At 32.8% G+C, this 17,943-nt stretch carries 22 protein-coding genes and 9 pseudogenes; 27 read left to right on the forward strand and 4 right to left on the reverse strand.

Annotated features, from left to right (window positions below; genetic code table 11):
* Positions 1–388 precede the first annotated feature (388 nt).
* The 4 genes and pseudogenes from ACZDYH_RS07410 (at position 389) to ACZDYH_RS07425 (ending at position 3,229) form a co-directional block, all read left to right on the forward strand.
* Positions 389–1,008: pseudogene (locus tag ACZDYH_RS07410) on the forward strand (DsbA family protein).
* Positions 1,009–1,334: 326 nt separating this feature from the next.
* Positions 1,335–2,156 carry an MBL fold hydrolase gene (locus ACZDYH_RS07415; RefSeq protein WP_006919777.1) on the forward strand — a complete coding sequence of 274 codons (822 nt, stop codon included), beginning with the start codon at positions 1,335–1,337 and terminating at the stop codon, positions 2,154–2,156.
* Positions 2,157–2,160: 4 nt separating this feature from the next.
* Complete coding sequence (locus ACZDYH_RS07420; protein WP_001046361.1) at positions 2,161–2,553, forward strand: nuclear transport factor 2 family protein; 393 nt, start codon at positions 2,161–2,163, stop codon at positions 2,551–2,553.
* Positions 2,554–2,704: 151 nt separating this feature from the next.
* Complete coding sequence (locus ACZDYH_RS07425) at positions 2,705–3,229, forward strand: nuclear transport factor 2 family protein (protein ID WP_000764214.1); 525 nt, start codon at positions 2,705–2,707, stop codon at positions 3,227–3,229.
* A 417-nt stretch (positions 3,230–3,646) separates the two neighbouring features.
* Here ACZDYH_RS07425 and ACZDYH_RS07430 read toward each other — a convergent pair whose 3' ends face one another.
* Positions 3,647–3,931: a hypothetical protein gene (locus ACZDYH_RS07430; RefSeq protein ID WP_016121979.1), complete on the reverse strand. Its 285-nt coding sequence runs from the start codon at positions 3,929–3,931 to the stop codon at positions 3,647–3,649.
* Positions 3,931–5,025 (reverse strand): response regulator aspartate phosphatase, encoded by a 1,095-nt coding sequence (locus tag ACZDYH_RS07435; RefSeq protein WP_016121980.1) that lies wholly within the window; start codon positions 5,023–5,025, stop codon positions 3,931–3,933. The genes ACZDYH_RS07430 and ACZDYH_RS07435 overlap by 1 nt, the downstream gene beginning before the upstream one ends.
* Before the next feature lie 204 nt (positions 5,026–5,229).
* On the opposite strand from ACZDYH_RS07435, the pseudogene ACZDYH_RS07440 reads away from it, so the two are divergent.
* A pseudogene (locus ACZDYH_RS07440) lies at positions 5,230–5,456 on the forward strand (hypothetical protein); the annotation flags it as partial.
* A gap of 255 nt (positions 5,457–5,711) precedes the next feature.
* Entirely contained in the window at positions 5,712–6,155 is a 444-nt protein-coding gene (locus tag ACZDYH_RS07445) for a DUF5065 family protein (RefSeq protein WP_016121981.1), read from the forward strand.
* Positions 6,156–6,227: 72 nt separating this feature from the next.
* Here ACZDYH_RS07445 and ACZDYH_RS07450 read toward each other — a convergent pair whose 3' ends face one another.
* Positions 6,228–6,383, reverse strand: coding sequence for a hypothetical protein (locus ACZDYH_RS07450; RefSeq protein WP_000394762.1), 156 nt, complete (start codon positions 6,381–6,383; stop codon positions 6,228–6,230).
* A gap of 842 nt (positions 6,384–7,225) precedes the next feature.
* Between ACZDYH_RS07450 and ACZDYH_RS07455 the strand changes: the two are divergent.
* From ACZDYH_RS07455 to ACZDYH_RS07525, 15 genes and pseudogenes are all read left to right on the forward strand, one after another.
* A pseudogene (locus ACZDYH_RS07455) lies at positions 7,226–7,394 on the forward strand (DUF4176 domain-containing protein); the annotation flags it as partial.
* A gap of 76 nt (positions 7,395–7,470) precedes the next feature.
* Positions 7,471–7,590, forward strand: a pseudogene (locus ACZDYH_RS07460) (ornithine cyclodeaminase family protein); the annotation flags it as partial.
* A gap of 198 nt (positions 7,591–7,788) precedes the next feature.
* A complete protein-coding gene (locus ACZDYH_RS07465; RefSeq protein WP_000918591.1) occupies positions 7,789–8,085 on the forward strand; it encodes a WXG100 family type VII secretion target in 297 nt (98 codons plus the stop codon).
* Positions 8,086–8,243: 158 nt separating this feature from the next.
* Complete coding sequence (locus ACZDYH_RS07470; RefSeq protein ID WP_006923578.1) at positions 8,244–8,519, forward strand: TIGR04197 family type VII secretion effector; 276 nt, start codon at positions 8,244–8,246, stop codon at positions 8,517–8,519.
* Positions 8,520–8,559: 40 nt separating this feature from the next.
* Positions 8,560–8,922: a DUF3958 family protein gene (locus ACZDYH_RS07475; RefSeq protein WP_000077666.1), complete on the forward strand. Its 363-nt coding sequence runs from the start codon at positions 8,560–8,562 to the stop codon at positions 8,920–8,922.
* A complete protein-coding gene (locus ACZDYH_RS07480) occupies positions 8,919–10,301 on the forward strand; it encodes a T7SS effector LXG polymorphic toxin (protein ID WP_152122297.1) in 1,383 nt (460 codons plus the stop codon). Before ACZDYH_RS07475 ends, ACZDYH_RS07480 begins: the two co-directional genes overlap by 4 nt.
* 1 nt (position 10,302) lies before the next feature.
* Positions 10,303–10,974: a hypothetical protein gene (locus ACZDYH_RS07485; RefSeq protein WP_098821582.1), complete on the forward strand. Its 672-nt coding sequence runs from the start codon at positions 10,303–10,305 to the stop codon at positions 10,972–10,974.
* Positions 10,975–11,227: 253 nt separating this feature from the next.
* Positions 11,228–11,491 (forward strand): DUF4176 domain-containing protein, encoded by a 264-nt coding sequence (locus ACZDYH_RS07490; protein ID WP_138101366.1) that lies wholly within the window; start codon positions 11,228–11,230, stop codon positions 11,489–11,491.
* A gap of 76 nt (positions 11,492–11,567) precedes the next feature.
* Positions 11,568–11,759 (forward strand): annotated as a pseudogene (locus ACZDYH_RS07495) (hypothetical protein); the annotation flags it as partial.
* A 126-nt stretch (positions 11,760–11,885) separates the two neighbouring features.
* Positions 11,886–12,182, forward strand: coding sequence for a WXG100 family type VII secretion target (locus ACZDYH_RS07500; RefSeq protein WP_000918587.1), 297 nt, complete (start codon positions 11,886–11,888; stop codon positions 12,180–12,182).
* 186 nt (positions 12,183–12,368) lie between these two features.
* Complete coding sequence (locus tag ACZDYH_RS07505) at positions 12,369–12,644, forward strand: TIGR04197 family type VII secretion effector (protein WP_000529655.1); 276 nt, start codon at positions 12,369–12,371, stop codon at positions 12,642–12,644.
* A 41-nt stretch (positions 12,645–12,685) separates the two neighbouring features.
* Positions 12,686–13,048: a DUF3958 family protein gene (locus ACZDYH_RS07510; protein ID WP_000076120.1), complete on the forward strand. Its 363-nt coding sequence runs from the start codon at positions 12,686–12,688 to the stop codon at positions 13,046–13,048.
* Positions 13,045–14,469 carry a pre-toxin TG domain-containing protein gene (locus tag ACZDYH_RS07515; protein ID WP_000056052.1) on the forward strand — a complete coding sequence of 475 codons (1,425 nt, stop codon included), beginning with the start codon at positions 13,045–13,047 and terminating at the stop codon, positions 14,467–14,469. Before ACZDYH_RS07510 ends, ACZDYH_RS07515 begins: the two co-directional genes overlap by 4 nt.
* A gap of 18 nt (positions 14,470–14,487) precedes the next feature.
* Entirely contained in the window at positions 14,488–14,958 is a 471-nt protein-coding gene (locus tag ACZDYH_RS07520) for a hypothetical protein (RefSeq protein WP_000595044.1), read from the forward strand.
* A gap of 3 nt (positions 14,959–14,961) precedes the next feature.
* Positions 14,962–15,171, forward strand: coding sequence for a hypothetical protein (locus tag ACZDYH_RS07525; RefSeq protein ID WP_000392187.1), 210 nt, complete (start codon positions 14,962–14,964; stop codon positions 15,169–15,171).
* A gap of 80 nt (positions 15,172–15,251) precedes the next feature.
* On the opposite strand, the pseudogene ACZDYH_RS07530 reads toward ACZDYH_RS07525, so the two are convergent.
* Positions 15,252–15,497 (reverse strand): annotated as a pseudogene (locus ACZDYH_RS07530) (site-specific integrase); the annotation flags it as partial.
* 127 nt (positions 15,498–15,624) lie between these two features.
* On the opposite strand from ACZDYH_RS07530, the gene ACZDYH_RS07535 reads away from it, so the two are divergent.
* The 6 genes and pseudogenes from ACZDYH_RS07535 (at position 15,625) to ACZDYH_RS07560 (ending at position 17,857) form a co-directional block, all read left to right on the forward strand.
* On the forward strand, positions 15,625–16,293 hold the full coding sequence (locus ACZDYH_RS07535) for a hypothetical protein (RefSeq protein ID WP_140159397.1): 669 nt from the start codon (positions 15,625–15,627) through the stop codon (positions 16,291–16,293).
* A gap of 13 nt (positions 16,294–16,306) precedes the next feature.
* Positions 16,307–16,399, forward strand: a pseudogene (locus ACZDYH_RS07540) (DUF4176 domain-containing protein); the annotation flags it as partial.
* 11 nt (positions 16,400–16,410) lie between these two features.
* Positions 16,411–16,602: a hypothetical protein gene (locus ACZDYH_RS07545; RefSeq protein WP_001147552.1), complete on the forward strand. Its 192-nt coding sequence runs from the start codon at positions 16,411–16,413 to the stop codon at positions 16,600–16,602.
* Between the two features lie 95 nt (positions 16,603–16,697).
* A pseudogene (locus ACZDYH_RS07550) lies at positions 16,698–16,766 on the forward strand (hypothetical protein); the annotation flags it as partial.
* 122 nt (positions 16,767–16,888) lie between these two features.
* A pseudogene (locus ACZDYH_RS07555) lies at positions 16,889–17,332 on the forward strand (SecY-interacting protein Syd); the annotation flags it as partial.
* Positions 17,333–17,377: 45 nt separating this feature from the next.
* On the forward strand, positions 17,378–17,857 hold the full coding sequence (locus ACZDYH_RS07560) for a DUF2247 family protein (protein WP_166695335.1): 480 nt from the start codon (positions 17,378–17,380) through the stop codon (positions 17,855–17,857).
* Positions 17,858–17,943: the final 86 nt, after the last annotated feature.

Raw genomic sequence — 17,943 nt, forward strand, 5'->3', positions numbered from 1 at the left:
ATGTTTTCGGAAAAAAGAATTGACTTCTATATTAGTTGTAACTAAAATAGTTACATAAAGATGTAATCAATTTAGTTACAACTAATATCTGCTAAAAATATGATTTATATATTTAATTAAGGATGGTGGTCCATACGTTGCCACCCGGTGTAGAAAGTTACTAACACATTCAAATCGATGCATATTCTAAGCTTTAGTATTTTCTGTTACGGGGCAATAAGGTGCAACGTTATCTTTTGTTAAAAACCTTGGTGGATCTTTCTTTGGAAATATTAGTTTTGGGGAAATATAGTAAGGTATCTAAAAAAGAACAAGGTATAAAAAGATGTACTTATATAAACCAAAAATTTAGTTGAGCTGGATAATAAAAAAAAGGTAGGAGATTTAAATGGAGACGAAACAAGATAATCTTATTTACGTATGGGATGCATATTGTGGATGGTGCTATGGTTTTTCAGAAAGTATTAAAGGATTTTACAAAAACCACACTGAAGTGCCATTAACGGTTTTATGTGGAGGGTTATTTTGGATAATTTACTAATGAAACACTTCTCATATATAGAAGAAGGAAATAAAAGAATTAATCAACTTACAGGTGCTGAATTTGGTCCTTCCTATCAAAAATTGGTGGAGGAAGGGACTTTTAAAATGAATTCGAAAGATGCTGCAATTGGTTTTTCAGCTTTACGCTCATTAGCGCCAGACCGTTTATTAGAATTCACTTCGGCTATGCAAAAAGCGTTTTATTATGAGGGCCAAAGTCTGAGTGATCCTGAAACATATCGTAAAATTGCAATCGAGCATGGTTTGGACCCTGAACAAGTATTAGAACGTTTAAACGCTCAAGAAACAATAATAGATGTCCAAAATGATTTTAATAAAGTTCGACAGCTTGGTGTTAATAGCTATCCTTCATTACTTTTACAAAAGGATAATCAAATTATTCCTATTGGTGGTGGCGTAATGACGCCGGATAAAATTGAAGCACGTTTTAAAAATTTATATTAAGAAAATTTAGGATATAGTAGCAAACATGTTATCTTAAGCCACCTGACATTTATCTCCGGAATATTCGCCAGTACTATTACACTTTCAGATAAATGGGAGTGGGAGATTTTATGCCGCTTTAACGGGCAGTAAGACCCCCACCTCAAAATTCAGTGGAAGCAAAGAAGTTAGGTGGGGGATCAACTGTCCGTAAAAGTCCGATTGGTGTGGGCTAATAATCAGTGGGGGATGAACAAAACCCCCACTGATTAAAGTTTCACTTTATCGGAACAAGATAAAAATATGATAATTAGTTCATAACTTTAACAAAAGGAGAATAACATACTATGTTTAAAACAATCGATACAAATCAAAAAGATGTGAAATTAACGGTGTTTAGTTCGGACGAAAAAAGCTTTATGGTCACAGCAACATTAGTTGAGAAAGCAGGACATGCATTTTTAATAAATTCAAAATTTACTCAATCTGATTCGAAAGGAATTGTTGAGTATCTGAAAAAAAATAACTTATCTTTAGATAAAATCTTTATTATTCATGGGGATCCAGACTACTACTTTGGATTAGAGAGCATTAAAGCCGTTTACCCAGAAGCTATAGCGTATGCAACAGAGTCTACTGTTGAACATATCGTTCATTCTGTCTTAGGGAAATTAAAAGTTTGGAAAGACGCCCTTGGAGAAAATGCACCAAGTAACGTGGTATTACCTCAAGTGTTTAAAGAAAAAGCGATTGATTTTCAGGGGTTAACATTTGAACTAGTAGGCTTAGATCATTACAGAACTAGCCTATTTAATAAAGAACTAAAAGTATTAATTGGTGGTATTGATGTATTTAACGAAATACATGTATTCTTAGCGGATACTAGCTCAAAAGCGGCTATGGAGGCGTGGATTGAGAACTTGAAAGTATTACAAGCATTACATGCTGACATAATTGTACCTAGCCATGGATCAATCGAAAAATCCCTAAATAATCAAGCACTTACTGCGACAATGGATTATCTAAGAACTGCGGTTCAAGCTTCTGAGGAAAGTGGAACTTCAAAAGATTTTGTGGCAAAACTTGAAGCAGCATATCCAGGCTATGCAAATAAAGGTGTATTAGAATTAAGTGCAAAAGTTGTAACAAAAGAAATGCCTTGGGGTTAATGATATGAATAAATATCAAAAGCTATTACATGAAACGTATGTGTTAACTGGCGAAGGGAAATTGGATGCGTTCAAAACGTATTTAAGTGAAAATGTATCTTGGACAGAAGCTGCTGGGTTTCCATATGCAGGTACTTATATAGGTCCAGATGAAGTAGTGAAAAACGTACATGAACGTCTTGGCACAGAATGGGATGACTATAGCGCTAAAGATGAAATCTATGCTTTTAATAACAATACTGTTATCGTGTATGGAAAATATAGTGGGACATATAAAGCTACAGGGAAGTCATTTGTAGCAGATTTTTGTCACCTTTATAAGTTTGATGAGAACGATAAGGTTAAGAAGTTTATTCAAATTGTGGACAGTGCAACTGTTAATGAGGTATTAAGTTAGAATGGATCGTTTCTAATATGCCTTGTATAGGGGGAGGTTAGGATAAATGAAATTCCTAACCTTCCCCCTGACATTACATTTTGGGGAAGGTTTCTCCTTCTTCAAGCTTTTTATAGAAGAAAACTTATTTAAGTAGAAGAGGTAGGTATATATGAAATTAGAGAAAAGTTTAATCATAACAATTATTTCTGTATTTATTTTAGGAGTAGTTTCGACTTTGGTATATCAAGCTTCCACCGGTAATAACAAAGGAAACTCAATAAAGAGCGAGAATGTTGCTTCTGTATCAAAAGAAGTGAAAGAAAATGAAAAGAATAAAAAGATGGTAGTTGATTTCTATAATGAAGTTTTTAACAAACATAATATCGATATTATCCCTAAATATGTTAGCGAAGATTATAAGCAACATAATCCTTTTGTTGCTGATGGACGAAAAGCCTTCATGGATTTCTTTAAGGAGGATTTTGTTAAAAATCCTAATTCCTCTGCAGAGATTAAACGTGTAGTAGCTGAAGGGGATACAGTTGCTCTTCATGTACATTCTCGTACTAATTCTCAAGATAAGGGAGTTGCTATAGTGGATATATTTCGTATCAAGGATGGAAAGATTGTTGAACACTGGGATGTAATTCAAGAGATTCCAAGTGAAGCAGCTAATGATAATACGATGTTTTAGATAGAAGATATATTTAATAATTGTTTAATTGAGAGTGCTTTGTAGAATTTAGATAAGTAAAGGAGATGTCCTAGTACTATGCCTGGGACATCTCCTTTTTGTTTTAACGATATTTAATTTATTGTTATTTGTATTTTTTATGTACTACTATTCAAGTACATATCATTTCAGGCGGTTTTCTTTTATCCCGCATTAACGGGCAGTAAGATCCCCACCTCAAAATTCAGCGAAAGCAAAGAAATTAGGTGGGGGCGGGCTGCCCGTAAAAGCCCAATTGGTGAGGGCAAAGTTTCACTTTATGCTTCTATATTTTCCCTCTTCTACACCAGCAAAAGCAAATCAGATAAAAATGTAGGGCTTAAGTAACTAAAATAAAGAAAAAGCCATACAAGTAGTATGACTTTCTTTGCGGAACAATTAAGCTTGTGGTGCAGGCGGTCTTCCATGATCGTAAGTAGGTGCACCAGTATCACCATCAGCTATACCCCAAGGCTCCCCGTGTGTGTAAGATGAAGACCACCCTTCTCCATGTGTATATTCTGGAGAAGTACCGATATGCCCATCACTAAATGCTAAATCAGGTCTTTGTGGTGCAGGTGTGTCACCTTTGTTTAATGCCGAAAATTCTAAGTTGTTACTTATACCAAAAGTCATAATTCCAGCTAACGTTAAACCTGCTATTGTTAATCCAAACTTTTTCATTACTTTAACGCCCCTTTAGCTAATAGTTTTTTTTTTGCTTCATTACTCATATAAAAATATTTACTAGCCTTCACATGATGTTCCTCTGCATAAAATTTATTCGCTAATCGTTCTGCATATTCTTCAATGCAATCCCATAACTCTTCTTTTTTAAAGTATGAAACTCCTGCTAATACAACAGCTTCTAATTCTGTAGTGTTAGACGTGTTGTTCAATTTTTCTAAGATTTTAAAGCGATATTGATATTCTTTATTTGCTAATTCATTGCAAATGTTTAAGCCTTTTTCGATGAGTTGAGATGCTATTGCCGTTTCGCCTAATTTTAAATTTTCATCTGCTTGTAAATATAGGGCTTTAAAGTGATTTGGTATATTTTCTGTAACCTCTGATAAGTGACGAATTGCTAAAGAGGATAGATTTTGATTTGCATATAATAGTCCGATGTTATTTCTAACACGTAGTAACAATGTTCTTTCATTTTTACTTTTTAGAATATCTATGGCAGTGTTAAAACTTTCTTCGGCTTGTTCAAATTGCCTTAAATCTATACAAGCTAATCCAAAAACATTGTCACATAATGCTACATTAATTTTATAGCCTGTGTGTTTAGAGAAAATATCTTTAGCTATTCGTATGTAATCAATAGCTAAAAGCGGTTTATAGATTTGATAATAAAATGAAGCTAAACGGTAATTAAATTCAGCTTCTTCTACTTCATTCATTGCGTACATTAAAAGTTTTTTCGCCTTCTCAAAATATACTTTTGCTTCATTATAGTCTGCAAGAATTGTGCTGTGAATAGCTTTGAAGAAGTGATAATAATAGGATAAAAAACTACTATCAGGTATATCAAAGGAGTTAATTTCATTAAAGCTATCTTTTGTAATGTTAAATCCATCGGTTAGTACTTTATATCTAAAGTCTAATAATGAATAGTATAATAATAAATTTTTATCTTCTTTTATACTGGAAAGCTTATCTTCAACTTCTTGTTTTAAGTTTGTTGCTTGTACATTTTGATGTTGTAGTATAGCTTGATACCAGTCATTAAATAATTTTGAAATCTGTTCATTACCCTTCACTGGAACACGCATATAATCCCTTCCTTTTCTGAATAGTCTTACATTAAATGATAGCAAGAATAGAATATAATGGAAATTGAAATTTAGTATTTCTCAACATTTGTTTAACAATTTTATTTTCAATTATATAACTAATCGTATTCATTCTAACTGTTTAGTAAATTCAAATATTTGGTACAGTGAAATAATTCTACACGGTACAATTTTTTTATAAATGCTATGAATGCCGTTAAAGAAAAAGCAAAGAAAGACTTCCAAGATGATTACATGACACAGAATTACGTAGCAGATGAACAATCTAAGGTATTTGATTATATAAATGGTATTGAACTCAAATCCCAGGAAGAACTAAACGTTATGAAGAAAGTGATCAACGACTTCCCTAATGACTTCATGACTACTGAATATGTTTATAACAGATAAAAGCTATGAACAAGCAGTAATAAGATATTATGCTTTTCATTTTTTCGCAAACAAAATATGGATAAATACGTTAAAATAATATTCGGATGGGAGTCCAATACATATTATTAAAATTAAAGTGGTTCAAGTCGGAGAAAGGCCCCTTTTGGTGTCTTTCTTTTGTATTTATAACTTTTTTTAGAAATTATTTGAAATATTATACAGTTAATTATATTATTATGTGTGTATGATTTCTGGTTTTAAAAATTACAAAAATTAATAGGGGGGAAACAATAATGAAGTTAGGAAAATTAGCATTAATTGGGGCGTTAACTTTTAGCGGTTTTACTGCAATAGAAATGAGTAAGCCTACCTCACAAGCAGCTGCAGCTTACTCAGATCCACTTAATGATGATTGGGGATTTAAAACCATTGTGGATTTACAAAATTCAGAGGAAAGTACATATCAACCAGATTGGAAGATTGGGAATTTAATAACTGGTGATACATTTTACTTAGCACAACACTTTGGTAGAGAACATTTTGGTGCGCAAATGAAAATTTTTAAAATCCACACAAATGGTATCCTAGAACGATTCCAAACAATAGAACCAGAATTTATTCCTGGAACAGAAATTTGGCAAACCCCTATCACAGATAGCTATACAAGTGGTACTTATGTAGCTGCAATTAAATATCGTGGTGAATTCACGTATTCAAATCAATTTACAATCAATTAGGGATGTAATAAATTGAAAAAAGACTCACTTGGGTTTCTTTTCTTCTGTACATTATATCTATTACGTGCTCATTTATTTTTTACGAAACCCACCCTTTTGCTTTGGACGGCGACGAGGAGTGGGTTTTTTGTTATCTTTTTCTAAAATTTGTTTCCTAAAAACATACGCAGAAACTTCACGTACAATGGCTTTCACAAATTCTTTTAGAAGCTCAAACAAAAACTCCATAGGTATATCACCCCCTTTCCTTCCAAATGGAAAGAAGGGATAACCAATCACACTCACAATATACAGTTAATCCTATTTTATTATACTAGTACAATCTCACCAATATAAAAAAGGACCACCATTACTGGCAGTCCTTTTTTGGTAGTTTTAGAAATTAAATTATAACATATTAATATACAAATTAAAAATATACCTTTACAAAAGATACTATAAGTTTTTTATAATTCTTGATTTCTCAATTTTCATTGCATGATGAATTTTTCTATAAGTATTAACAACTAACATTAAAATTATCAATCCACTAAATTATTAGAAAAAACTGGTTATCTATATAATCATTTGGTAAAATATAGATATAATTTAAGAGGGTAAAGTTAATATAGACCAACTAAGTAATGCTAAGAAAATATTTTATTGCATAAAAAAAGGCTCCATTGCTGGAGCACTCAAAATAAACAAACGAATTAAAACAAGAAACAGACAATTTAACTATATAGATAAAACATAAATAAATCTATATATATGTAAAGATGCATATAAAAACTCTATTTATTGATGCTATAATAGGTTTACTCGATGATTGTTATATTTTTTTATGGTTTTTAAGCAATAAATACCTTCTTAACACCAATTGTACAAGTAAAAGAAGACATCTTAAGCGATGTCTTCTTTTCTTATATAATAACAACACAATAAAATTAAGATGGTTCAAGTGGGAGGAAGGCACCTTTGGGTGTTTTTTCTTTGTCGAATTTGCCTAATAGGGGCAGCGCCACATTGCTATCAAGTTAAAAATTTTTTTCGCCCAAAACAAAAAAACGAGCTGAATTCACATAAATAACTATGGAAGAAAACAAAAACTTGGGATTAAAGAACTTGTGATGTATGACTATATTGGCTGTTTTTATCCAGAAGGATACATTTGTATTTAATCATGAGGATATTGAAGGAATTATATTTGTAGGTTTTATAGATGAGGAAGAAGAGGTATTTGTAGGATTGCTTAATTGAATAGGATCTAGAAACAGGTAGTCTTCAAATTTTGATAAAACTAGCAATCTCCACGCCGAAATTGGTTAAATTATAAGGGGGAAAAGCTGGTCACGAAAATGATGAAGAGATTACTATTTTTAAATCAGTTGGTTTGGCTGTAGTAGATATTATTGTTGCGAATTATTTGTATGAAAAAGCAGTGGAGCGCGGGATAGAATTGAGTTTTGAGGGACTGCCTTTTGGTGGTCTTTTTTGCATAAAATCTTGTAAAGCAAGAAAAAGTAGAATATTAATATTCTAATATTCAATAGAAAGATAAAACGTTTGAAAGTTCAGAATAATAGATTATAATATGTTTAGTAAAATTAACCAATATATATTTTGCTCATTATGTATTAAAGGGGAAATGAAAATGGCTGGACAAATTCGTATGTCACCAGAGGAGCTTAAATCGAAAGCGGCTCGATATGGACAAGGTGCAAATCAAATTGAGGACATTTTAAGTCAACTACAAAACTTACAAAATGAATTAAGAGGAGAATGGGAAGGTCGTGCTTTTGAAGGTTTTGACCAACAGTTCAATCAATTAAAGCCAAAGGTACAAAACTTTGCACAGCTATTACAAGAGATTAATATGCAGCTTAATAAAACTGCAGAGGCTGTTGCTTCTCATGATGAAGAATTATCACGTAATTTCGGTTTGAAATAAAAATTGTCATACTCTATATAACAAGCATTTCAAATGAGCCATACAGCTTATAGTGTATGGCTCATTTGATTGCATGCCCAGCGAGTGATATTGATAGGGATATATATAATGAGATTTCTTTAATGCATTTGGAAAATTTATAGAAAGGATTTGAAAGAATGGGACAATTTCAAAGTAATTTACAAAAAGCAACACAAATTGCTACGAAAATGGGATTAGCCTCTGATAGGATTCAAAGTGCAACCAGTCGTTCTATAACAAAGGCGACGCGTACAACGTTGTCTGTTAATTTCAAAGCACAAGAAGCGAATCAGCAAGTTTTAGACTTGACGAAACAATTTTCCGCTGCCTTTCAACAAGCGGTTGATAATATTCATTCGGTATCTAATGAATTTGAGAGAATGGATAATGAACTTCACAACACTTTTCGCTAATGTGACAACCTACGTAAAGTAAAATAGTAGGAGGAAAAAGATGAGTCAACATATTGAAAAACAAATTAATCAAGTAAATCAAAAGTTACGAAGTGTATTTGAAGAACAAGACCGAAATCAATCTGCGATTCAAAAACAGGAAAAAGTAGAAGAAGATTTTCATGTATGGAAGAATCAAAACCATCGTTTGTTTGATCGTATTTTAGGAACTTGGCATAAAGATAGAGAAATGTCATTGTTTTTTATGGATATTCGTCAAGAAGCACAATACATCGAACGAAAACTTACATTTGAATTGGAAAGCCAAAAAGAAACATTGTTTAAAGAGAAACGAGATCTTAGTGATTTAGAAAATGATCTTTCATATCAACAACAACAATTAGTAAAGGAGGCTAATTCATGAGTTTAAATATGTATTTGGGAGAAGTACAAAACCAAACTCAAAGTATGAATGCTGTATGTACGGCCACCATTCAAGGTATGGAACAAGCAATTCAGTCGATTGATGCTTTTGCAACTGATACTGTGTTACAGGGGCAAACATATAGCAGTGCAAAAGCATTTTTTGTACAAACTTTTCGACCTTTGGCACAAGGAATTATTTATTTGTGTGAAGAATTAATCCGTCAGAATGGTGCTTTTCCAAGTCAATTTCAATCACAAGTCGCTTCCACAGATGTAATTGAACAAGAGATATTAGAACAAATTCGGGAAATTGACCGAATGAAAACAAGTATGGAAGCTGTCAATCAAGCTATGCCAATGCCGGGTATGGATGCTATGGTAAATCTTTTTATTGTTATGAGGCAAAAACTGCAAGAAAAGCTGGATCATTTGTATCAATTCAATCAGAACTCTAGTAATAATTATAGTACAGCACTTCAATTAGCAACTAGTATTGCTGCAGGTCTTGCGGAAGTTCAAAGTGGGAAGGGATTTAGTGTTGTCAGCGGTACATTTAGTACGCAAGGATTGAATATGGATTGGACGGGGCCTATTCAAACAATTACAGAAGATAAAGCTCGTGAAGTTGAAAGGTTAAATAAGGATTCTGAATCTGGTGAAGTAGACAAAAAAGAGTCATTTTTAGGTATGACTGGATTCAATTGGAATGCACCATTGGATGGAGCGGGGAATACATTCGGAACACTTACAGGTGCAGTTGTAGTAGGGAATACAGCTCATAAAGTAATTAATGGTTATAAGGTAACATACGATTTGGACAGAAGAGCACAACGCGTCCTTGTAAGAGAATATTCCGGTTTTAAGGGCAATAAAAAAATTAATGGAAAGTATAGGGATTATAAGATTTATTATGTAGATGATGTCGCGGCAAAAATGAAAAATGGAACTGCTAGCAAGACGATAAAAGAAATAGATGCTCTTATAAAAAATGGAAGTGCGCTAAGTGCGTCTAAAATGGCTTTAAAGGATAAACTTGGATGGTTTAGTGTGGCTATAGACTCATATACGGATACAAGTGAGAATATCAAAAATAATGAATCAAATGATAAAATCGCCGGGGATATTATTGGTAATGTTGTTGTAGGAGGAGCAGTAACCGTAGGGGCAACGGCTCTTACAGTTGCTGCCCTCCCAGCAGCACCAGTTCTGGCGGTTGCGGCAGCTGGATTTGCTGTTTCAGTAGGACTAACATATTTTACAGAAGGTGTGAAATGGGATGTTGATTTAGATGGTGATGGTGAAGATGATAGTATTAAAGATATGGTGAAAACGGGTGCGAAAAAAACTTGGTCAACAGTAGCGGGGTGGTTTAATTAATATGAAAAAAATTATAGATTTTAATAAGAAAGCTTTTGCACATTATATGGCTCTTTATCCTGTAAATGAAATAAGATTCCAAATAATTGCCCTTGTTCTTGTGGGAGCGGACATATTTATTCTGTTGCCCGCTTTTGCGAATCCTTTTCGATTACTCTATGTATATATAGTAACTCCTCCAGTTGTTTTTTTAAATTTGTGGGCGATATGGATTGCTATCAATCCTCGGAAACGACAATTACAATACACCCTATTTCGAGGAGTATATGGCGCCATATGTTCAGTCGGATTATTGGTTATAACTCAAAAATATGCTTATGAAGTGTTACAATTACAAACTCCCATCTATTTTATTCTTTCATTTGGTTTGTATGGTTTTGCTTTGTATTATTTTTATAAAAATCATATTGAAAAACTTCAGGAACCAAGAAAAAAATCAAAATCATCGAAAGGAACTGGTGGTGTAAAAGTAGCAGCTATTGCAGCGGGATCGGGGCAGTTAATTGCTAATATAATTCTTAGCATTGCAACACAACAGATGGGGGCAATTGTATTTATGTCTGCATGCACAGTGTTTTCGTTTGTTTTGTTTTATATGATTATAGAACTCCATAAGTATTATTATTTACGGAAGCATATAGAAGATGGAGGGAAAATACGTATAGGCTTTTAAAGAGGATTTGTTGCATTTCAAGTATATAATCGCATTCTTCTTCTAGTTGGTTAAAGGATAGAAAAAATAGGAGGGAGAGTTAATCTCATGAATGTGGAATTACATTTAGATAGCAGAGATATCTTTTTTCTATTTTGGGTGATAGGGATAAATAATACTTAATCGAAAACGACAGGATGGTGCAAGTGAGATTCTGCGCTATTTAAATAATCTTTGAAAAATATATCAGCCGTATAAGAAAGGGCGGAGAATTATGCAATTTTCTAAAGAAAAGCTGTTACCAAATGGCTCTATTGTTCTGTTAAAAGGAGGGACAAAAAAGGTTGTAATTTACGGGAGAAAACAACTACTTATGGTTGAAGAACCGGTTATGTATGACTACATAGGCTGTTTTTATCCAGAAGGATATATTGATCCTGATTATACATTTGTATTTAATCAGGATGCTATTGAAGAAATTATATTTGTAGGTTTTATAGATGAGGAAGAAGAGGCATTTGTAGGATTGCTTAATTGAATAGGATCTAGAAACAGGTGATCTTCAAATTTTGATAAAACTAGCAATCTCCACGCCGAAATTGGTTAAATTATAAGGGGGAAAAGCTGGTCACGAAAATGATGAAGAGATTACTATTTTCAAATCAGTTGGTTTGGCTGTAGTAGATACTATCGTTGCGAATTATTTGTATGAGAAAGTAGTGGAGCGCGGGATGGGATTGAGTTTTGAGGGACTGCCTTTTGGTGGTCTTTTTTGCATAAAATCTTGTAAAGTAAGAAAAAGTTGAATATTAATATTCTAATATTCAATAGAAAGATAAAATGTTTTAAAGTTCAAAATAATACATTATAATATATTTAGTAAAATTAACCAATTTATATTTTGCTCATTATGTATTAAAGGGGAAATGAAAATGGCTGGACAAATTCGTATGTCACCAGAGGAGCTTAAATCGAAAGCAGCTCAATATGGACAAGGTGCAAATCAAATTGAGGACATTTTAAGTCAACTACAAAATTTACAAAATGAATTAAGAGGAGAATGGGAAGGTCGTGCTTTTGAAGGTTTTGACCAACAGTTCAATCAATTAAAGCCAAAAGTACAAAACTTCGCACAGCTATTACAAGAAATTAATATGCAGCTTAATAAAACTGCAGAAGCTGTTGCTTCTCATGATGAAGAATTATCACGTAATTTCGGTTTGAAATAAAAATTGTCATACTCTATATAACAGGCATTTCAAATGAGCCATACAGCTTATAGTGTATGGCTCATTTGATTGCATGCCCAACTTAGCTGGACACACGTTTAAAAAGAGTGATATTAATAGGGAATTTTCATATATTTATTGGGATTTCTTTGGCATCTTCTGAAAATTAGAGAAAGGATTTGAGTGATGGGACAATTTCAAAGTAATTTTCAAACGGCACAACAAATTGCTACGCAGATGAGAACAGCTTCGAATATAATCCAAAGTGCAACAAATCGTTCTATAACAAAGGCGACGCGTACAACACTATCTGTTAATTCCAAAGCACAAGAAGCGAATCAACAAATGTTAGATTTTACGAAACAATTTTCCACTGCCTTTCAACAAGCGGTCGATAATATTCATTCAGTAGCCCAAGAGTTTGAGAGAATGGATAACGAACTTCACAACACTTTTCGCTAATGTGAAAACCTACGTAAAGGTAAAATAGTAGGAGGAATATAATGAGTCAAGATATTGAAAAACAAATCAATCAAGTAAATCAAAAGTTAAGAAGTGTATTTGAAGAACAAGACCGAAATCAATCCGCGATTCACATTCAGGAGCAAGCGGAAGCAGATTTTTATGAATGGAGAGGTCGAAACCATCGTTTGTTTGATCGAATTTTAGGAACTTGGCATGGTGATAGAGAAATGTCTCAATTTTTTATGAATACATATCAAGAGGCACAACATATTGAACGAAAAGTCACATTTGAATTAGAAAACCAAAAAGAAACGTTGCTTAAAGAAAGACGAAACCTTAGTGATTTAGAAAACGACCTTTCCTATCAACAACAACAATTAGCGAGGGAGGTCAATGCATGAGCTTAAATATGTATTTAGGAGAAGTACAAGGCCAAACTCAAAGTATGAATGCTGTATGTAACGCTACTATTCAAGGTATGGAACAAGTCATTCAGTCAATTGATGCCTTTGCAATTGATACTGTTCTACAAGGACAAACTTATAGCAGTGCAAAATCATTTTTTGTACAAACCTTTCGTCCTTTAGCGCAAGGAATCATTTATCTGTGTGAAGAGTTAATTCGCCAGAACGATGCTTTTCCAAGTCAATTTCAATCACAAGTCGCTTCCACAGATGTAATTGAACAAGAAATATTAGAACAAATTCGAGAAATTGACCGAATGAAAGCAAGTATGGAAGCCATCAGTCAAGCTATGCCAATCCCAGGTATGGACGCTATGGCGAATCTTTTTACTGTGATGAGGAAAAAACTGCAAGAAAAGCTGGATCATTTGTATCAATTCAATCAGACCTCTAGTAATAATTATAGTACAGCACTTCAATTAGCAGCTAGTATTGCTGCAGGTCTTGCGGAAGTTCAAAGTGGGAAAGGGTTTAGTCCTGCAAGTGGTACATTTAGTACGCAAGGGTTGAATATGGAATGGACAACTTCAATTCAGGAGATTACAGAAGATAGAAATCGTCAGACTGATAACCTTCTAAATAGTGGTACAATTGAAGAAGGAGCAATTGATGGTAGATTTTCATCGGAATCAGAAGAAAAAGGTTTTGATGGTAAAAAACTAGCAAGGGATATAGCTGGTGAAATAAGTGGTGAATATGATATTCGTCGGGCTTGGGATGGTGTTGATCCATCATCTGGAGAAAAACTGTCTACTTTGGACCGATTTTTAGCTGGTGGGATGGTAGTAGCTGGTCTTACCCCAATTGGAAAAATTTCAAAAGTTGGTAAGGGTGTAAAGATGACTGCTGACGCTACTAAGGTTGTAAATAAAACTAAAAAAGTACCTGTTGAGAAAGTAAATGAAGCTAAAGGTACAAGTGAAGTTAATAAGAAAGTCAGCGGAACTAGTGTAGGAGAAGAAAACGTTACTTATCGTAGGGTTCAAGGTGGTGATAGTAAAGAGTTAATTTTAGTTAATGATGATGGTACACTCTCTTTAAATAGTAAATGGAGGGCAGATCATAATTTAAATGTATCTACTGGAAAAGATCACTCTACATATTTCAAAAATAAACGAGCAGACTCATATATTGTGGAATTTGATGTACCACAGTATTTAGATGATTTAATTAGAGAAAATGCGATTTCTCAGAAGGGTTATAAAACTAATCCACTTAACCAAGGTAGAACAGCTCCTAAGATTGTTGACAAGGGTATTTTTGATAAATATGGATTTGAAGGTGTTGCATACGAATTACCTGACCCCATTAGTCGGTGGTTGGTAGAATACGGACGGAATGCTAAACTTATTAAGTAAGAGAGGAGAGCGTGTTAAATGATTAAGCCTTTATACGCCGAAAATATTATAGTAGGTGTAAAATATAAAAATAAGCTCAATTGGTATATAACTGAATCGGATTTATGGTATTTAGATTATAATCAAGCTGGATATTCTCCTAGTGAATATCCAGAGGAAAGAAAAGGCATTAGTATTTTAAATGAGACTACAATAGCTAACTTTTTAGAAAGAATAGAAAAATATAAAAGATTTACAGAAGATATTAGGTTAGAATTTTTAAGGGAAATAAGAACTAATAGAGAAGAAGCCTATTATGATTATAATCCATGTTTCCTAATAGACTTTGAGCGTTTAATTTTTTATTCTAATTATCCGGAATCAATATCTTTTGAAGAATATATTCCGAATAACTGGAGAGGTTATTTACAGCGATTTGATGAACAAGTACCCTATGAATATAGATATTGGGAAGATGAGAATAAAAACTATTTAGTTAGAGAGGATTAGGTCATGGAAGAAAATAAAGTAGTTATGATAAAAGAAACATTTAAAAATGAAGAAACTGGTGAACTAACGCCAGGAGTTACTATAATACTTGATGGGAATTTAAGGGAAGTGTTGGAGATAATTATGGAAAAAGAAGGCTATTCGGATTATCCAGAAGCTTTAAAAGAAGTAATCTTTGAAGGGATTCATCATTTTGTGAAAAGAAATAAATAATAAGCTGACATATACTTTTAAGGTAAAGGGCAATTCTGAAAGGGATATGCCCTTTTTATTTTTTAAATTTGAAATGTAACTCAGATATTAACTTTTTCTTCCTTATTGATACCAATATATTTTAAGTGTAATTTATGAGGTGCTATGATTGAGTATTTCTTACAACATAGCGAAATCTTTTGTTTATTTATAGAACCAATAGCCGAAGGTTTGTACATGGTGTGAGTCCCAATAGATTCGATACCAGAAAACTCTCCGGCTTTTTGAAATTTTTGATAAGCCTAGATCTTATTAATGGGTTGATCTTCTTTTCGAGAAGGGAATAATATTTTACAGAAGGTGTGAAATGGGATGTTGATTTAGATGATGATGGAGAAGATGATATTATTAAGGATATGGTGAAAATGGGTTCAAAAAAGCTTGGTTAACAGTAGCGGGGGTGGTTTAATTAACATGAAAAAAAATACAGATTTTAATAAAAAAGTTTTTGAATATTATATGGCTCTTTACGCTGTAAGTGATATAAGATCGACTATAATTACTCTTGTGATTGGGATAGCAGATATATTTGTGCTTTTGCCTGCTTTTGCGAATCCTGTTCAACCGATATATATGTACATAATAGTTCCACCAGTTGCTTTTTTAAATGTATGGGCAATATGGATTGTTATAAATCCTAGGAAGCGGCAATTACAATACACTCTATTTCGTGGGGTATTTGGCACCGTATGTTCAGTAGGATTATTAGTTATAACCCAAAAGTTTGCATATGGAATGTTAGGATTACAAACTCCTATCTATTTTATTTTTTCGGTTGGTTTGTATATTTTTGCTTTGAATTATTATTATAAAAATCATATTAAAAAACTTCAGGAATCAATCAAAAAATCAAAATCATCGAAAAAAAACTCTGGTTTTGGAGTAGTGGCTTTTGTAGGATTGGGTCAACTCATTGCTAATATCAGTCTTGGTTTTGCAACACAAAAGATGGTAGCAATTGTATTAATGTGTGTATACTCCATGCTTTCGTTTATGTTGTTTCATTTCATTATGGAACTCCATAGGTACTATTATTTAAGGAAGCATATAGAAGATGGGGGTAGAACACATGAAACCTTTTAAAGAGGTTTATTGAATTTTAAGTATTGTGATTTATGGAAGGAAACAAAAACTTATGGTTAAAGAACCTGTGATGTATGACTATATTGGCTGTTTTTATCCAGAAGGAGGAAAGCTGATATGCAAGCATTTAAAGTTGGGAAATTAGTCACATTCGTTGCAATTATAATACTTCTTGTAGTTGCTATTTTATCTCCTTACAACTTATTTAAAAAGATTTATTTTATTATTGGTGTTCTTATTATTGGCGCAATTTCACTTGGTGCAAATAAATTCTTTGAACTGATACACAGTAAATTTAATAAGAAATGATATTACTTATGTGATAGGGAAATTCCCCTCTAAATCATTAAGGATTTAGAGGGGAATTTCCACAATATGATTTTACAGGATTATGTGGAACTAAATTAGTTCATCACCATATTGGTGGTGGTCAAGCTGTTGGTGTTCCGATGCCACTACATCCTGGTTTTTGAGGGGTTCATAACGCAAAAAAAGCGATTGGAGCATGGGTGAAAGATGCAGGATATGTAGAAATGCTTCAGAAATGTATTGAACATCATACATTAGGCGGTAAATAAAAAATAAAAAATGAAAAATGAAAAATGAAATGGAAAATTGTTTTGATAAAATAATTTGAGAGTGGCAAGATTGTAATAGTTCATTACTAAAATCTTTATGGATAGAAGAAGCAGATACTTTTATCTATGAAGGAGAACCAGATATAGAGGGGTACGTATTCTGGAAACCGTTAGAAAAAAATATAATTCATGATTTTTCTAATATAGAAAAAGATTTGGGGATACAATTACATAATTCAATTAAAGAATATTATAATTCTTATTGATTTTTAGACTTTGGAGGTAATTATTTAGGTTATGCTTTTGAATTAAATCCTGTTATACCAGGAATTGAACTGCATGATTTTTATGTATCTTTACAAGGGTACCAAGGCGCACATGATAATCAACTGAATAATATTCCTATTGGTATGGAATTTAATGGTCTCTTGGTAGTTGTAGATAATGAAAATGGTACTGTTACAGGGAAACCAAATCAAGTTCCAAAAAAGTAGAAGGAGAATTATATGGATTTAATAGATTTTAAGAACAAAGGTCTTAAGTATGATTGGAAAACTATTTATACCGGTGTAAATAAAAAATATTTCGAACCGAATGTCATTTCTGATTATGCGGTGGAACTAATGGAAGCCGGTGATGATGAAGCTTTTGTTAATGAACTAGCTTGGGGAATAGATTCTAGTGATTTAGATAAAATTTTGTTTGAAATTAAAGATTTCCACTTTCCTAATCTAGAAGAAAATAGTGAAGAATTACAGAATGAGATAAGTAAACTCAGATTCGTTTACTTATCTAAGTTAAAAGAAAAGATTACTGATGAGGATGAACTATTAAATAGAATTGCAGAGTTTTATGATAGACATGATTATCCTGAAGAGATGACAAGTTTTATTACTTATATGCCCCAAGATACCCCAACTACGAAGGAAGATTTGTTAAATAGGTTTTATAAATTTTTGGATTCAGAGAAAAAATTTATTGAATAGCTACTTTGCTAGATTCTGAGGGCAAGAAATGAATTTTTTGAAGAACAAGCCTTCTTTAAGGTTGAATATTTCAATGAACCATGTTA

The organism is Bacillus sp. EB V-12 (assembly GCF_056158125.1).

What these genes read in the sequence shown, in the direction of transcription:
- ACZDYH_RS07500 (WP_000918587.1), top strand. Translation starts at nt 11,886, where the DNA reads ATGGCTGGACAAATTCGTATGTCACCAGAGGAGCTTAAATCGAAAGCA.
- ACZDYH_RS07560 (WP_166695335.1), top strand. Translation starts at nt 17,378, where the DNA reads ATGGATTTAATAGATTTTAAGAACAAAGGTCTTAAGTATGATTGGAAA.
- ACZDYH_RS07425 (WP_000764214.1), top strand. Translation starts at nt 2,705, where the DNA reads ATGAAATTAGAGAAAAGTTTAATCATAACAATTATTTCTGTATTTATT.
- ACZDYH_RS07525 (WP_000392187.1), top strand. Translation starts at nt 14,962, where the DNA reads ATGGAAGAAAATAAAGTAGTTATGATAAAAGAAACATTTAAAAATGAA.
- ACZDYH_RS07475 (WP_000077666.1), top strand. Translation starts at nt 8,560, where the DNA reads ATGAGTCAACATATTGAAAAACAAATTAATCAAGTAAATCAAAAGTTA.
- ACZDYH_RS07490 (WP_138101366.1), top strand. Translation starts at nt 11,228, where the DNA reads ATGCAATTTTCTAAAGAAAAGCTGTTACCAAATGGCTCTATTGTTCTG.
- ACZDYH_RS07515 (WP_000056052.1), top strand. Translation starts at nt 13,045, where the DNA reads ATGAGCTTAAATATGTATTTAGGAGAAGTACAAGGCCAAACTCAAAGT.
- ACZDYH_RS07535 (WP_140159397.1), top strand. Translation starts at nt 15,625, where the DNA reads ATGAAAAAAAATACAGATTTTAATAAAAAAGTTTTTGAATATTATATG.
- ACZDYH_RS07485 (WP_098821582.1), top strand. Translation starts at nt 10,303, where the DNA reads ATGAAAAAAATTATAGATTTTAATAAGAAAGCTTTTGCACATTATATG.
- ACZDYH_RS07450 (WP_000394762.1), bottom strand. Translation starts at nt 6,383, where the DNA reads ATGGAGTTTTTGTTTGAGCTTCTAAAAGAATTTGTGAAAGCCATTGTA.
- ACZDYH_RS07510 (WP_000076120.1), top strand. Translation starts at nt 12,686, where the DNA reads ATGAGTCAAGATATTGAAAAACAAATCAATCAAGTAAATCAAAAGTTA.
- ACZDYH_RS07445 (WP_016121981.1), top strand. Translation starts at nt 5,712, where the DNA reads ATGAAGTTAGGAAAATTAGCATTAATTGGGGCGTTAACTTTTAGCGGT.
- ACZDYH_RS07470 (WP_006923578.1), top strand. Translation starts at nt 8,244, where the DNA reads ATGGGACAATTTCAAAGTAATTTACAAAAAGCAACACAAATTGCTACG.
- ACZDYH_RS07545 (WP_001147552.1), top strand. Translation starts at nt 16,411, where the DNA reads ATGCAAGCATTTAAAGTTGGGAAATTAGTCACATTCGTTGCAATTATA.
- ACZDYH_RS07480 (WP_152122297.1), top strand. Translation starts at nt 8,919, where the DNA reads ATGAGTTTAAATATGTATTTGGGAGAAGTACAAAACCAAACTCAAAGT.
- ACZDYH_RS07465 (WP_000918591.1), top strand. Translation starts at nt 7,789, where the DNA reads ATGGCTGGACAAATTCGTATGTCACCAGAGGAGCTTAAATCGAAAGCG.
- ACZDYH_RS07505 (WP_000529655.1), top strand. Translation starts at nt 12,369, where the DNA reads ATGGGACAATTTCAAAGTAATTTTCAAACGGCACAACAAATTGCTACG.
- ACZDYH_RS07520 (WP_000595044.1), top strand. Translation starts at nt 14,488, where the DNA reads ATGATTAAGCCTTTATACGCCGAAAATATTATAGTAGGTGTAAAATAT.
- ACZDYH_RS07435 (WP_016121980.1), bottom strand. Translation starts at nt 5,025, where the DNA reads ATGCGTGTTCCAGTGAAGGGTAATGAACAGATTTCAAAATTATTTAAT.
- ACZDYH_RS07430 (WP_016121979.1), bottom strand. Translation starts at nt 3,931, where the DNA reads ATGAAAAAGTTTGGATTAACAATAGCAGGTTTAACGTTAGCTGGAATT.
- ACZDYH_RS07420 (WP_001046361.1), top strand. Translation starts at nt 2,161, where the DNA reads ATGAATAAATATCAAAAGCTATTACATGAAACGTATGTGTTAACTGGC.
- ACZDYH_RS07415 (WP_006919777.1), top strand. Translation starts at nt 1,335, where the DNA reads ATGTTTAAAACAATCGATACAAATCAAAAAGATGTGAAATTAACGGTG.